Source organism: Methylomonas sp. Uni0011, assembly GCF_056850255.1.
This window is the reverse complement of the sequence record NZ_JBVVNO010000015.1, coordinates 6,011-18,075: the sequence shown is the minus strand read 5'-3', so window position 1 is coordinate 18,075 and position 12,065 is coordinate 6,011. Positions and strand designations below refer to the sequence as shown.

14 protein-coding genes and 1 pseudogene are annotated in these 12,065 nt (G+C 52.4%); 13 read left to right on the top strand and 2 right to left on the bottom strand.

Going from position 1 to position 12,065, the window contains the following annotated elements; translation table 11 throughout:
* Nucleotides 1-268: 268 nt before the first annotated feature.
* Both AC0IM9_RS15255 and AC0IM9_RS15250 read right to left on the bottom strand, forming a co-directional pair.
* Complete coding sequence (locus tag AC0IM9_RS15255) at nucleotides 269-1,975, bottom strand: site-specific integrase (RefSeq protein WP_482804592.1); 1,707 nt, start codon at nucleotides 1,973-1,975, stop codon at nucleotides 269-271.
* Nucleotides 1,972-2,889, bottom strand: coding sequence for a DNA-binding protein (locus AC0IM9_RS15250; protein WP_482804591.1), 918 nt, complete (start codon nucleotides 2,887-2,889; stop codon nucleotides 1,972-1,974). Before AC0IM9_RS15250 ends, AC0IM9_RS15255 begins: the two co-directional genes overlap by 4 nt.
* 230 nt (nucleotides 2,890-3,119) lie before the next feature.
* Between AC0IM9_RS15250 and AC0IM9_RS15245 the strand changes: the two genes are divergently transcribed.
* From AC0IM9_RS15245 to AC0IM9_RS15185, 13 genes and pseudogenes are all read left to right on the top strand, one after another.
* Nucleotides 3,120-3,809, top strand: coding sequence for a hypothetical protein (locus tag AC0IM9_RS15245; RefSeq protein WP_482804590.1), 690 nt, complete (start codon nucleotides 3,120-3,122; stop codon nucleotides 3,807-3,809).
* Nucleotides 3,810-4,042: 233 nt separating this feature from the next.
* On the top strand, nucleotides 4,043-4,351 hold the full coding sequence (locus AC0IM9_RS15240; protein ID WP_482804589.1) for a hypothetical protein: 309 nt from the start codon (nucleotides 4,043-4,045) through the stop codon (nucleotides 4,349-4,351).
* 276 nt (nucleotides 4,352-4,627) lie between these two features.
* Entirely contained in the window at nucleotides 4,628-5,854 is a 1,227-nt protein-coding gene (locus AC0IM9_RS15235) for a DUF1173 domain-containing protein (RefSeq protein ID WP_482804588.1), read from the top strand.
* A gap of 43 nt (nucleotides 5,855-5,897) precedes the next feature.
* On the top strand, nucleotides 5,898-6,257 hold the full coding sequence (locus AC0IM9_RS15230; RefSeq protein ID WP_482804587.1) for a hypothetical protein: 360 nt from the start codon (nucleotides 5,898-5,900) through the stop codon (nucleotides 6,255-6,257).
* Nucleotides 6,258-6,479: 222 nt separating this feature from the next.
* On the top strand, nucleotides 6,480-6,782 hold the full coding sequence (locus AC0IM9_RS15225) for a WGR domain-containing protein (RefSeq protein ID WP_482804586.1): 303 nt from the start codon (nucleotides 6,480-6,482) through the stop codon (nucleotides 6,780-6,782).
* Between the two features lie 63 nt (nucleotides 6,783-6,845).
* Nucleotides 6,846-7,130, top strand: a complete 285-nt coding sequence (locus tag AC0IM9_RS15220) for an H-NS histone family protein (protein ID WP_482804585.1) — start codon at nucleotides 6,846-6,848, stop codon at nucleotides 7,128-7,130.
* Nucleotides 7,131-7,188: 58 nt separating this feature from the next.
* Nucleotides 7,189-7,695: a hypothetical protein gene (locus AC0IM9_RS15215; RefSeq protein WP_482804584.1), complete on the top strand. Its 507-nt coding sequence runs from the start codon at nucleotides 7,189-7,191 to the stop codon at nucleotides 7,693-7,695.
* Nucleotides 7,696-7,878: 183 nt separating this feature from the next.
* Nucleotides 7,879-8,046 carry a hypothetical protein gene (locus tag AC0IM9_RS15210; protein ID WP_482804583.1) on the top strand — a complete coding sequence of 56 codons (168 nt, stop codon included), beginning with the start codon at nucleotides 7,879-7,881 and terminating at the stop codon, nucleotides 8,044-8,046.
* 208 nt (nucleotides 8,047-8,254) lie between these two features.
* Nucleotides 8,255-8,524: pseudogene (locus tag AC0IM9_RS15205) on the top strand (hypothetical protein); the annotation flags it as partial.
* A 380-nt stretch (nucleotides 8,525-8,904) separates the two neighbouring features.
* A complete protein-coding gene (locus AC0IM9_RS15200) occupies nucleotides 8,905-9,489 on the top strand; it encodes a hypothetical protein (protein WP_482804582.1) in 585 nt (194 codons plus the stop codon).
* 67 nt (nucleotides 9,490-9,556) lie between these two features.
* Nucleotides 9,557-9,694, top strand: coding sequence for a hypothetical protein (locus tag AC0IM9_RS15195; protein ID WP_482804581.1), 138 nt, complete (start codon nucleotides 9,557-9,559; stop codon nucleotides 9,692-9,694).
* An 8-nt stretch (nucleotides 9,695-9,702) separates the two neighbouring features.
* Nucleotides 9,703-10,158: a hypothetical protein gene (locus tag AC0IM9_RS15190; protein ID WP_482804580.1), complete on the top strand. Its 456-nt coding sequence runs from the start codon at nucleotides 9,703-9,705 to the stop codon at nucleotides 10,156-10,158.
* A gap of 369 nt (nucleotides 10,159-10,527) precedes the next feature.
* The coding region (locus AC0IM9_RS15185) for a calcium-binding protein (RefSeq protein ID WP_482804579.1) at nucleotides 10,528-12,065 on the top strand (1,538 nt) is incomplete at its 3' end.

Here is a 12,065-nt window from a genome sequence, read left to right as displayed (position 1 = left end):
GATTTTCCAGCGGAAAATTGAATTCAAATACATTAAATTAAACTCACTAACTTCTTAGCTGGAAATTTCAGCGCCGAATAGCAAAATTATTGAAAGCAGTTTTCCAGTGTACCTGGCGAAATAGAGGAGTCAGCAATGGACTTTAGAGCTGTCATTGCCTCTATGATGACCTCTATGGCGGCTAAGGGTCGTAAAGAGCCGGCCAGACCTTCTGTTTCATCGCCCGAAAGCGGTCGCTTCCACAATACAACACCCACCAAGCAATGCCTTAATCACCTGACATTCCCAATATGGCTTTGTACCGCGAGTCTTTATCGGAATGTACATAAATCGAGGTAGTAGCGATGTTTTTGTGGCCGAGATTGTCCCGCACGATTTCCAGCGGAACCCCTTTGTAAACGGCGTGGCTACCATGCGTATGGCGTAGCCAATGGGTACTGGCTCGGCGGATTTTGTCCGCCGCGACAGGGTCGGTTGGACCGATATCGTCCGCGGCGGCTTCAAAAAAGGCCTTGAGCTTTTGGTACAGCGCCGATTCGCTGAGGAAAACGGCGCTTTGCGCGTCGTCAGGCGCATCCCTTAAGCGATTGCGTAATTTGCCGACAATCGGGGTGTTCGGCGCAGCATAACCAATTGGTTTGAGTTGCCGGTCTCGCAAATGAGCATTGATTTTGTCAATCAGCTGCGGAGCAATCGGGACCTGGCGATGCGCCTTACCTTTACCGACGACGTTTAACCACCATTGGTCGCCGTCGTAACCGGTGAGGCGTTCCAGATCGCCAATTCTCGCTTTGGTCAATTCGTGAAGACGTAAACCGGTTAAGTAAGCGAAGCGCAGAATGAACAAGGTTCGCCGGTGATCGGCCCGCTTATTGTCCGGGGTAGCGGAGTTGTTGGCTTGCCGTTCGGCAAAGCCAATCAAATAGTCCCAGAGTGGGGGAGACAGTAATCGATCGGTGCCCTGGCGCCGCCCGTAGCCGCGCTTGCTTAAGCCGGCGAAGGGGTTGCTGTCCAAATAGCGCTGGCCTACCAGCCAGTCGCAGCAGGCACTCAGAATGATTTCGGCTTGGCGAGCACTACTGGGTTTCAGCGGACCTTTGAACGGTTTCCATTGCGGTGACCAACGTTGGCCAGAGGGACCGATCCAACGCTCGGCCGGCTGCGGGTCTTCGAGGAAACGGCGAAATTCGGCGCAATCCGGCGTGGTCAGCGACGATATCGCCTTGCCGCGCTCAAAGATCGCCCACAACAAAAACCGCTCTATTTCCTTCCGGTAGGTGCGATGGGTCGGGGTTCCGGCGTCGTATAAGGACAACCAGGCCAGAATCGCCTCGAAATCGTTGCCGGCGTCCAATAAACACCGTGAGACCGGAGCGCGGTTTGAGCCGGATTGCCCGCTCAGATGCTCGGGTGGCCGGAATCGCTCGATGGGGGCGATATCGGACGAACCCACTGTTACCGGGGGGCGTGCCGGGGGTTTTCTCGCCAAATCCAGACTGAGGCCCAATACCTCCGCATAATCGGCAAAAAAAGCCTGAATCTCGGTGGCGGATGTTTGGCCCAAGCGCGGGATTTGCGACCACCAGCGCTGGCCATGTCGGTTGATGAAATCCGCCAACTGGGTCAGGCTGTGAATGTTTTCGGTTTGCGCTAAGCGCGCCGCGGCCGCGGCTGGCAGCCAACGGCTACAGGCTTCATTCGGATGTGGCAATGGCGCCGGTTTGCTTTTCAGGCGATCCAAAGACTTCAAGGCTTTGTCAATCCACTCGGCACTGCCGGTGCACGGCTGTTGCCAAATGGCGGCATCGGCTGTCAAATTCAACAGCTCGGCTTTGCGCGCGAGGGTGCGGGACAGGGCCATGACGGTGCGACGGGTCTCAGCGGTACCGGCGTCATCCAAGTACGCCTCACCGAGCACTGGCCAGGATAAGCCTTGTATCCATCCCCGTAGTAATCCGAGTTCGTTGGGGGTCATCCGGCCGCCTTATCGGGGGTATTCTGGGCCGGCCGGCGTTGCTTTCTGACCAATTCGTGTAATCGGCGGCATTTGTCCTTCTCGGCCTGAAGCTCCGCTTCCCGAGCAGCTAGTTGTGCGCGTAAGGTGGCCAGATCGGCTTCCCACTTGAGTTGGTGTTCATGTCGATCGCTGAGTTGTTGCATCAATTGGGTAATCCGCGCCTGAGCCGTGGCCAGTTCGAGTCTAAAATCCTCCAGCTCGCGTCCCAGTGCGGTAATGGTCCGTGCATGTTCCTGACGCGCGGCGTTCTTTTCTTCCTCAATGCGAGCCAAATGCCAATCGTGTTGCTGATCGAAGCGATGCGACCAGGCTGATTCCTGTGCCTGCAGTGCCGCTTTGGATGTCGATAAACTGCCTTCCGCTCTGGACAACGCTTCTCGGGTGCTCGCCCATTCGGCGTTGGTGTGGCTGAGCGATTGGCGTGCCTCTGCCAGCGCAGTCGCCAATTCGGCATTCGTGTGCCGAAGTTCCTCGTTGTGTTGGCTCAGTTGCGATCGCTCGGTGTCCCATTGGGTTTGTTGGTCTACTAGCTGCTGTTGCAATTGGACAATCAGCGCTTGGTCGTTACGGGCGTTTTCTTCGAGTTGTTGTCGCTGTTCGTCAAACTGTTTACTGGCTTCCTTCAGGGCCAGTTGCCAGAGCGAAACGGCTGTATCCAACATTACGGCCGGCATATCCGGCCTCTCGAAGGTTTCTTTGTGCTTGTTGGCGAAATGCAGTGTCCAGTCTTTGATGGCTCGGCTGATCACGGTCGGACTATTCACACCGATTCGATCCCGAATCGCGTCGATGGTCGGAAAGCGGCCGTCTTCCCTTAACACGGTATCGCAGCATTCGTAAGCGATGGCATAGGTATCGGTTCTATTAGACATGGATGAAACCATAATTCACAGATGATTCATCTTCGCACGAAATTCACGGCATGCAACAGGGACCGGCACGCCAATCTAACCTTTTCGTTGGTCCGTTTCAGATGGAGGGGTGGCAATATGCAGAAGCTGACCCGCTGGCAAAGTGCATTTCAGAGGCATTTAGCCAGCGGGTTTGAATTTTCAAATACGCTAGCATGGCAACCTTTCAATTTAGTAAAGGAAGGTGAGCCATGGCCGAAACCCAATCCGGATCCGGAACAGACCTCTATAGTCGCCCCAGCTTTACGCAGTCGCTGGTGCTCAACAGCGAATATAGCAAACGCGTCCATCAACGCTACTTCAAATCCGTCGTGTCCGCGCTGTACATGATCGACACGATTTTATACATCATCGGCGAAAAGGACCATATCGATCAGGTACAAGAGGTGGTGTCCGGGTTGATCGATGCGTGTACTCAAGATCTGCTGAGAGAAATCGAGCGGCTGGAGAAATTGAGAGACGATAACGGTGTGTCCGGAACGCCCAAATACAGTAATCCCGGTCGGTACGATATCGAAATTGTCTCGCCTCAGGTGTCGCAGTTCGTCTCGTTGATGCTGAAAATGGACGACGCCATGAAATTGGTCGACACCCTTTGGCTAAGCAACATCATCCCGAACGACAAGCGCGCGGACACCGAGCGTCAATGGCAACTGCGGATTCAGAAACTGGCCCGCCGGATCATTAGCCTCCGCGGTAGTGCTTACCGAGAAGCGCGCGCCCGCGGCAAGACGACCGAAGTCGAAACTGCTACACAAGCCTTGATTGACAAAGGTGTCGACCTCGATACCGACGATGGGAAAGAAGTAGCGGATATCGAGACAGAGGACGAGGAAGAGACAGAGGCTGTGGCGCCGAAATCGACGCGTCGGTACGGCTAACTTTTAAACTTTCGGGGCAGGGATGCCGTGCAGGTGAATCTCAGAGGCATTTAGCCAGCGGGTTTGAATTCCGGTTTTTGATATAACGGTTCGCGCTAACGTTCAAGGAGGTAGCTGGCTTCCCTAAATAATCAGCATATCTAATGACTCCCGGCGACGGGCAGTCAATTTAAACCCTAAACGGGGGAATTCTCCGTTTAGGGGGAGTCCTCCGTCTAATTTAGGAGGATCTCATGAAAATGCGCAAAGACACAGCGGTGCAGGTTCATCCCAGCGTCGAACAGTTCGATATCTTCGTGATCGATTGGGACGCACTGCCTCAATTCACGGAATCGGAATTCGACGAGCTGCGTTACCGTTTGTTGCTGGCGATGTTGAGTTCGCTGAAAGACTTACGGGTCTGCGACGAACAAAAGGCGGATGCCTTGGAATGGTTGAAAAGTGACGACACGTCGCCTTTTTCGTTTCGAGTCTGCTGCGAAGCGGAAGGTGTCGATTTCGAAGTAATGCGTGATCTGATTTTGGATCACTTGAGAATGTAATTTACCGAATCGCATCCCATGTTTCATGGGATGCACCTTATTCCTGGCGGCCTCTGGGGTGGGTTTTATGAGTCAAGCGGAACATGGCGGGCATTCTCCTTCATTGGAAGGGATTGAATCCAACCGTACCGACGTGCAGAGGCCGTTCGCGATCATTCATGTCAAACCCCACATCTGTAATCCGGGTTCCCATCATCCGGATATGTCGTGCCGCGCCTGTGGCACTGGCAGCTATGCCGAAGACGCTGCTTCACCCTCTGACAAAACAGACAAACCATGAGCCATTATCGATTAGACGGTATCGAATTCACCGAAGCTCACGAGGAGTTTCAAAACATATTGGCCCGAGCGTACGCCAATAAGCAACGGCCGTTGTGCTTGTGCATGGCAGACGGCGTCGAAACGTATATTGCCTATGCCCATGAACGATATTGGCTGAAACGGATGCCCAATTCCGGCGGCCACCATCATCCGGGCTGCGAATCCTACGAACCGCCGGCCGAATTGTCCGGCTTGGGTCAGGTGTACGGATCGGCCATCAAAGAAAATCTCGATACCGGCGTTACCCAATTGAAGTTCGACTTTCGTCTGGCTCCAGGGAAAAGCCGAACGCCGGCCCTAGCATCCGAAACCGATGAAGCGGCCAAGCCGACCAGCATTAAAGCGTCCGAAGCCAAACTCGGCCTGCGCGGTTTGCTGCATTATCTCTGGGAGCAAAGCGGTTGGCAGCGCTGGACGCCAGCGACCGAGTCACGGCGCAATTGGCATGGGTTGCGCAAAGCCCTGTTGGGGGCCTGCGCCGGAAAAGTCGCCAAAGCCATGCCACTGGATGAAATCGTGTTCATTCCGGAAACGTTCATCCTCGAAAGAAAGGATGAAATCAGCGCCAGAACGGCGAAGTTCTTGGCTTGCTCGGACAACCAAAATCGCTTTCGGATGTTGATTGGCGAACTCAAGGAGATCAAGCCGGCTCGTTTCGGACATAAGCTGGTTATCAAGCATCTGCCGGAGCACCCGTTTTATCTAAACGATCAGACCTATAAGCGCATGGTTAAGCAGTTCGATGCGGAATTGCTTTTGTGGCGAGGGATCGAATCCAGCCACTTGATTGTTATTGCGACTTTTTCGATTAACCAAGCCGGCTACGCGGAGTTGGACAATCTCAGCTTGATGAATGTCTCGTCGCAATGGATTCCGTTCGAAACTGCCGACGAATTGGCGCTAATCGAGTATTTGGTGGCGGAGGGCCGCTCGTTCAGCAAATGTTTGCGCTACAACCTGGCCAGAACGAAACCGTTAGCGTCGGCGGTACTGGTCGATATCAGAATGCCCTTGGCACTTTATATTGCCCGAGACGGCGCCGGGGATGAATCAGCGGATGGAATCGATGGTTTGATCGCCGACAGTCAGACGGCGTCGTACATCTGGGATCCAAAACAACCGGGTTTACCGTTCGAACCACAACAGGGGAAACCTCAAATCGCCTATGCCGCAACTGTATAACCTTCAATCCACAACGACTTTAGGAATTGAGGCCTAATTGGTCATGAACACAGTCAATTTAATCGCGATTCTCACGCTTTATCGTCTAGCCGACGACGGTCTATGGCATGGCTACGGTGCGCACAGCTCGATTCGGATTACCAAAGGCGTGAAAGAGTTTGTCGAGGCCGCCGGACAGACTGAACTATTGGCTTGGGCGGTGTCGGTTTTGCCGCCGCTTTCAAATTGTTATCCGTGGCTCAGGATCGAATTAACTAGCGGCGCCGGACAGGCGCTGTTAGCGGTGACCGACGAAAAGGGTAAGTGGGTGACCGAGGATTCCTTGTCGTGGTCCGACCAACAGGTCGGACGTTGGATATTTTACTGGACGGACAGGGTATTACTGTTGTCTGGCGAATATTGAATTCATCAGTCATTCAAAGGCATGGCAAATGGCGTTTTCCGAGCCATTTAGATATTACTCAGCCAAGAGTTACCCATTAATCGCGCGATCGCAAACTTGGCGATGCAACCTATTTGGGGTTTATAGCGGAATGGCGCCTTAAATTGGTAATGTGATTATTTTTATATTAAAAATGACTCGCAAATGCCGGTTATCATCGCTTAGTCTTTTTCAGAAATACAGATGACTATTCTTCATTTTTATCGTATATTGATAATATCGTTTCTTACTAACGTTATTCTTATGTGCGATATTTACCTGGAACGACACGAACCGGATTCGAATATTCATCGATTCTATGCGCTGACGATATCACCCGGTATTTTTAGCGACTGGTCTTTAGTAAGGGAGTGGGGCCGGGTTGGATCGCCCGGAACCGTGCGCTCTAATTGGTATGAATCGGAAGAAGAGGCGATAAAGGCTCAAAATGACATACTGCGAACAAAACAGCGCAGAGGCTATGCGTTAGCCGCGATAACGTGTTAATACTTTAGTTTCTCTATTAAGGAATAAATAATGCTTGAATTTGATGGTAAATCCTAAGGCGAATTGCTCGATATTATCAATAGCGCAAAAAGTCAGCTCAGTGCGAGAATCAGCGAAAAGCGAGAACTGGTGATCGCTCAAATTAAAGAATTAGCGGCTTCGATTAATGTGTCGGTGGAGATTATTGATGCCACCGTGAAAACAAAAGCCTCTCGCAACCCCCAAGTTGCACCGAAATATCGCAACCCGGCTAATGCAACCCAAACCTGGACAGGTCGTGGTGTTGCGCCAAAATGGATGAAGGAATTATTAGGGGCCGGGCGGAGCAAAGAGGAATTTTTAATATGAGTTCTCCGGCTCATTCCAGGCGGGCTTTGTACGGCCGTAGCTAGATCCGCCCAGGACTATGCGTTCTAAAGCTTGCGTTCTATTCGGTTTGTTGGCCAGTATGGGTCTAAACGGCTGCGCGACTCACATTGCGCTAAAACCTGACGCCGACGATCGGGCAAAAAAATATGCGGCCTGCCGGGAGGAAGCCGACAGTCTGTATGCCGTTACGCCAAGGTACCCAACGCATAGTCGTTATCCTTGGCGGGCATATTCGCCGAACACGCCGGCTTTTCGGTTCAATATGGGCGATACCTTGGACGACGGCGATCTGGATGTCGCGGCCGTCGGAAAGCTTCCTTGTTTCAGACAATCTCCGCCGCCCGGTGTCGAGCTTGACGAGCGGATCTGGGGGCAAATTCTCAGAGAACGCGAGTTCTTAACGGCTGGTGAGTATTTCCAGATGTGGAAGTTATGCGGGGGTGGTAAAAAATACCAGTTTCTCGATGAATGTCCGCAAAACCAAATCCGGGCCGACTTGTGCCAAGACCAAGGTCGAAATTGCAAACTCGATTTTAACGGATGAAAATCGAAAAATAGCAATGAATGCGTACTTGCGCAGCTGGCTCGTTAAAACGTTGCGCAAGGAGGGTCGCATTGATGACAAGGGTCACATCATTCGTGGTAATAGAGAAAATCCGGTCCCTTAGCGCGGCCAAGTTTGAACCCGTTACTATTGATAACGTAGTATCAATAGTGTGATTAGTCCGTGACCGACACCTCCAAAATCCAACAACTTGTTCCGATCGCGAACCGGATTCTAACCGCCGAAAATTTCCACCGGCTGTCCGACGTGCCACCTGAGGTGGAATGGTACGCCAACCTGATGTATCCGCAAACCCGCCGCGTTTACCAAAATGCCGTTGAAGACTTTTGAGCTTCGCCGGCATCCAACGACCTGAAGATTCCGCGACGTGACTAGTGCCCATGTCATTGCCTGGCGGGACGATTTGGGCGATCGTGTCCAAAATGGTGCAACTATTCGGCACCGGCTATCGGCCTTTACCTTTGCGACAGAAACGCCGTCGCCAACAGCATTTGCAGGTGTGTATTTCCTATCACCTCAACCCAAGTGGCTATGCGGCACCGAACGACTAGGCAGAGCCATTTGGAAGAAATGGAGTGGTTACGATCGTCGCAGCCCAGTTGAAACCAAAATGCGTTGCTTCAAGCTGCTGGGTGAACGGGTCAAAGCGCGTATTTTTAATAGCCAAGTCGCTGAGTTGCAAATTCGAGCCGCGATATCACCAAATCTGTTGGCTTCGTTACTCGGGATTTTTAAAATCACTGCCCAGGAAGCGAAATTAATCCCGAGCCGAGTGATACTCATCGCGGGGAATGGATACAATTGCTAGTGGTTAGCTTGGTCTGTTCTTCCTTGCTGTTTCAAGTCACCTATTCGGCAGCCATAATCCCCGCTTGACGGGGCATATAGCAGGATACCTGCTCGTTTGCGGATACTGGGCGGTTTCGGCTTAGCCGTTAGGCAAGCTCTATCTGGAGCCGTGGTATGTTCTGAAATGGGCGGAGGTTATGGAAGCACAGTCAATTTAACGCCGAGCAAGCGGGCGATCGGCGACAAAGCGAATAATAGCCCTATCGCGTTGCCGATTGGACGTAAGGACAAGTTTGTTCGAAGTAGCGATTTGCGACAATTAGCTAACGCCGATTGTCATCGTTTAGATGCGCGGCTAAAACCACAACTCCACCGGCAACCAATTTTAGAGACTAACAGATGGCACGAAGGGAATCGACAAACGACAGGGAAGCCTATGCCCGCCCACGTGACCACCACGCTCGGCATCGATCCGGGTTGGCCAGCCTGCCTCACTGGAAAAACCTGACCCCAATCGTTATCGGCTTAACTTCGAGAAAGGTCGGCGGCAACCTGATCCAGGATACTTTCCACGGCCAGTTTACCGACCACCTGGAAACCAGCGCCGTCGCCAATCTGCCGGGCATGCAGGCATGTCCTGAGCGGAGTCGAAGGGGCGCGAGACAAGTCCGCAGCCTGCGCGAAGCGGCCAGTATCAGCACCACCTTGGCGGGCCTGCTCAGCCAATTTGCTAGTGCCGGTCGCACCGACCAGCAAACCTTATTGGATCAAATCCTCGACGACTGGAGCGACACCAGCACCATGGCCGCCACCTACAGCGGCCACAGCCTGACCGTCAACATCCAAAACGTCGCCGCCGGCAGCGCCGCCTACAACGCCTGGGCCGACAAGTTGACCATCCTGGAACACTTCAACGGCCGTACCTTCGATACCATACCAGCGGGTATAGCGGCAAATAATGAAACTCGGAAAATTGCAACATGAAAATCTCGGTAAACATGTTTTGGAAACACGAACTTTTTGCATTGGATAGGTTATGACGGAGAGTGATATGAATTTAAACAATACGAAAGAAACAGAAATACGGCGCAATGCCCGCTGGCTATTGCGCCTTACGGCCTTGGAGTTTCGCGGCATGAAAAACCCAATAAATTGTGGTAATGCAAGATCTGATCTCCCTCAATATTGAGAATACATATGATTAAAAAAATATTCATTATTATTTGTTTGACTGTTTCAATTTATTTTATTAGCGTCTTCGCTCGCGCTTATAACTCTGAAAGAATTGCGGAAAATTATATTAAAGAAGCTCTTTTTGATTTTGCCAATCCGTGGAGAGTTGAGAGTTTGAATAAAAGAGCATCATGGTGGCTAATAAATAAATCCGACTTATCTCCTGATGACATTTGTCGTTTAGCAAACGTAGACTTAGGAAATATTATTAAAATTATTAAAAACCCGGAATGTAATATTCAACAGGGTTTCGATAAGTTTTCAGCAGAAAAACATACATATGCTTTGTGCTCAACGATCGTTAAATTCGAAAAAAACAGTGTTGATATTAAAATAAGGTTAATTGATGAAAACGGAGGTTGGAAAGCGGGGGACTGGAAAATAAATGACTTCATGTCAATCAATAAAGTTAAGGAATAATTTATGTCAAAACTATCTATAAAAACCACGTCTGTTGATCAGCAAAATGGATTGATAGACGCTTTGCAAAAAGGGGCTACACAGGTTCCAAACACTTATGATGTAGTTCAGTCCGCAGATAACACTGTTGATATCTATCTGCATGAAGACACCGATGCGGCAATTGAATTACTTGTCAGAATATTGGCTGCGAATCCCATATATCTTGGTACAGGAGTCATAGCTGAACAACCGTTGGCGGAAGGTATTAAGAGAGCTGCAAAATTAATATCAGGTCGACAAGCACAATTAGATGCTGCAATTGACGCGCAAGTTGGTGGCAATTTCACCTCCGCCACCGTCGCCACCCCGCCCGTCCGCCGCGACCCCTTGGTCTTCGACCTGGACGGCGACGGCCTGGAAACCGCCGGGGTCAACACCGCCAACCCGATCTACTTCGACCACGACGCCGACGCCGTCAAAACCGCCACCGGCTGGGTCAAATCCGACGACGCCTTCCTGGTGCTGGACAAAAACGCCAACGGCACCATAGACAGCGGCCGCGAGCTGTTCGGCGACGCGATGATCAAAAGCAACGGCCAACTGGCCGCCGACGGCTTCGACGCGTTGCGCGACCTGGATGCCAACCTGGACGGCAAAGTCGATGCCGCCGACACTCAATTCGCCAACCTGCGCCTGTGGCGAGACCTGAATCAAGACGGCATCAGCCAGGCCAATGAGCTGTTCACGCTGGGCAGCCAAAATATCGCCGCCATCAACGTCGGCAGCACCGACCACAGCCAAATCCTCGCCAACGGCAACCAATTGGCCGACATCGGCAGCTACGTCAAAACCGACGGTAGCAGCGGAGCTCTGGGCGAGGTCAGCGGCAACTTGGGCGACATCAACCTAATCCAGGATACCTTCCACAGCCAGTTTACCGACCACCTGGACACCAGCGCCGTCGCCACGCTGCCGGACATGCAGGGCGCCGGCCAAGTCCGCAGCCTGCGCGAAGCGGCCACCCTGTCGCCGGCACTGGCGCAATTGCTGGCCGATTTCGCCGCCGCCGACCGTACCGGACAGCAAGCCTTGCTGGACACCATCTTGAAAGCCTGGAGCGAAACCAGCACCATGGCCGCGACCTTCACCGGCGCCTACGCCGGTCACAGTCTGACCGTCAACATCCAAAACATCGCCGCCGGCAGCGCTGCCTACACCGCCTGGGCCGACAAACTGACCATCCTGGAACACTTCAACGGCCGTACGTTCAACACAGTCCCGGCCGGTACGACGGCAGCGACTATCAACCTGTGGAGCGTCACCCAGGATTTGCTGCAAAGCAGTTACGACGCGCTGAAGAATTCGGTTTACCAACGTCTGGTATTGCAAACGCGGGTACAACCGTTGCTGGATTTAATTTCGTTGCGCGTGGACGGAAACGGCGTTGCCTTGGATTTTACCGAAGTGAATGCGGAATTGGATCGCCGCGCCACGATAAATCCAGGCAAGGCAGCCGCCGACCTAGCGGAATTTACCATCATGACTCAAGACTCGCTCAAAGACAGCGGTTGGCGAGGATGGGAAAAACTGGTCGAATACGTTAACACCTACCCGATGACCCCGGAAATGCGTAGCGAGTTAGTTTTGGCCGGGGTCAAATTTGACGGCACAGGCGGAAACGATACTGTCGTAGGCGATGCCGGGAACAACAACATTTCAGGCGGGGCCGGTAACGATACGATTTATGGGGCGAATGGGGATGACAATCTTAGCGGCGGCGACAACGAAGACGTGCTGCTGGGCGGCGCCGGCGACGATGTGTTGAGCGGCGGCTACGGCTACGACAGCCTGACCGGCGGTTTGGGCAATGACACCTTGTACGGCGGCTATCATGCCGACACCTACGTCTTTAACCGTGGGGATGG

What these genes read in the sequence shown, in the direction of transcription:
- AC0IM9_RS15255 (WP_482804592.1), bottom strand. Translation starts at nt 1,975, where the DNA reads ATGACCCCCAACGAACTCGGATTACTACGGGGATGGATACAAGGCTTA.
- AC0IM9_RS15215 (WP_482804584.1), top strand. Translation starts at nt 7,189, where the DNA reads ATGCGTTCTAAAGCTTGCGTTCTATTCGGTTTGTTGGCCAGTATGGGT.
- AC0IM9_RS15230 (WP_482804587.1), top strand. Translation starts at nt 5,898, where the DNA reads ATGAACACAGTCAATTTAATCGCGATTCTCACGCTTTATCGTCTAGCC.
- AC0IM9_RS15190 (WP_482804580.1), top strand. Translation starts at nt 9,703, where the DNA reads ATGATTAAAAAAATATTCATTATTATTTGTTTGACTGTTTCAATTTAT.
- AC0IM9_RS15195 (WP_482804581.1), top strand. Translation starts at nt 9,557, where the DNA reads ATGAATTTAAACAATACGAAAGAAACAGAAATACGGCGCAATGCCCGC.
- AC0IM9_RS15250 (WP_482804591.1), bottom strand. Translation starts at nt 2,889, where the DNA reads ATGTCTAATAGAACCGATACCTATGCCATCGCTTACGAATGCTGCGAT.
- AC0IM9_RS15245 (WP_482804590.1), top strand. Translation starts at nt 3,120, where the DNA reads ATGGCCGAAACCCAATCCGGATCCGGAACAGACCTCTATAGTCGCCCC.
- AC0IM9_RS15240 (WP_482804589.1), top strand. Translation starts at nt 4,043, where the DNA reads ATGAAAATGCGCAAAGACACAGCGGTGCAGGTTCATCCCAGCGTCGAA.
- AC0IM9_RS15235 (WP_482804588.1), top strand. Translation starts at nt 4,628, where the DNA reads ATGAGCCATTATCGATTAGACGGTATCGAATTCACCGAAGCTCACGAG.
- AC0IM9_RS15200 (WP_482804582.1), top strand. Translation starts at nt 8,905, where the DNA reads ATGGCACGAAGGGAATCGACAAACGACAGGGAAGCCTATGCCCGCCCA.
- AC0IM9_RS15225 (WP_482804586.1), top strand. Translation starts at nt 6,480, where the DNA reads ATGACTATTCTTCATTTTTATCGTATATTGATAATATCGTTTCTTACT.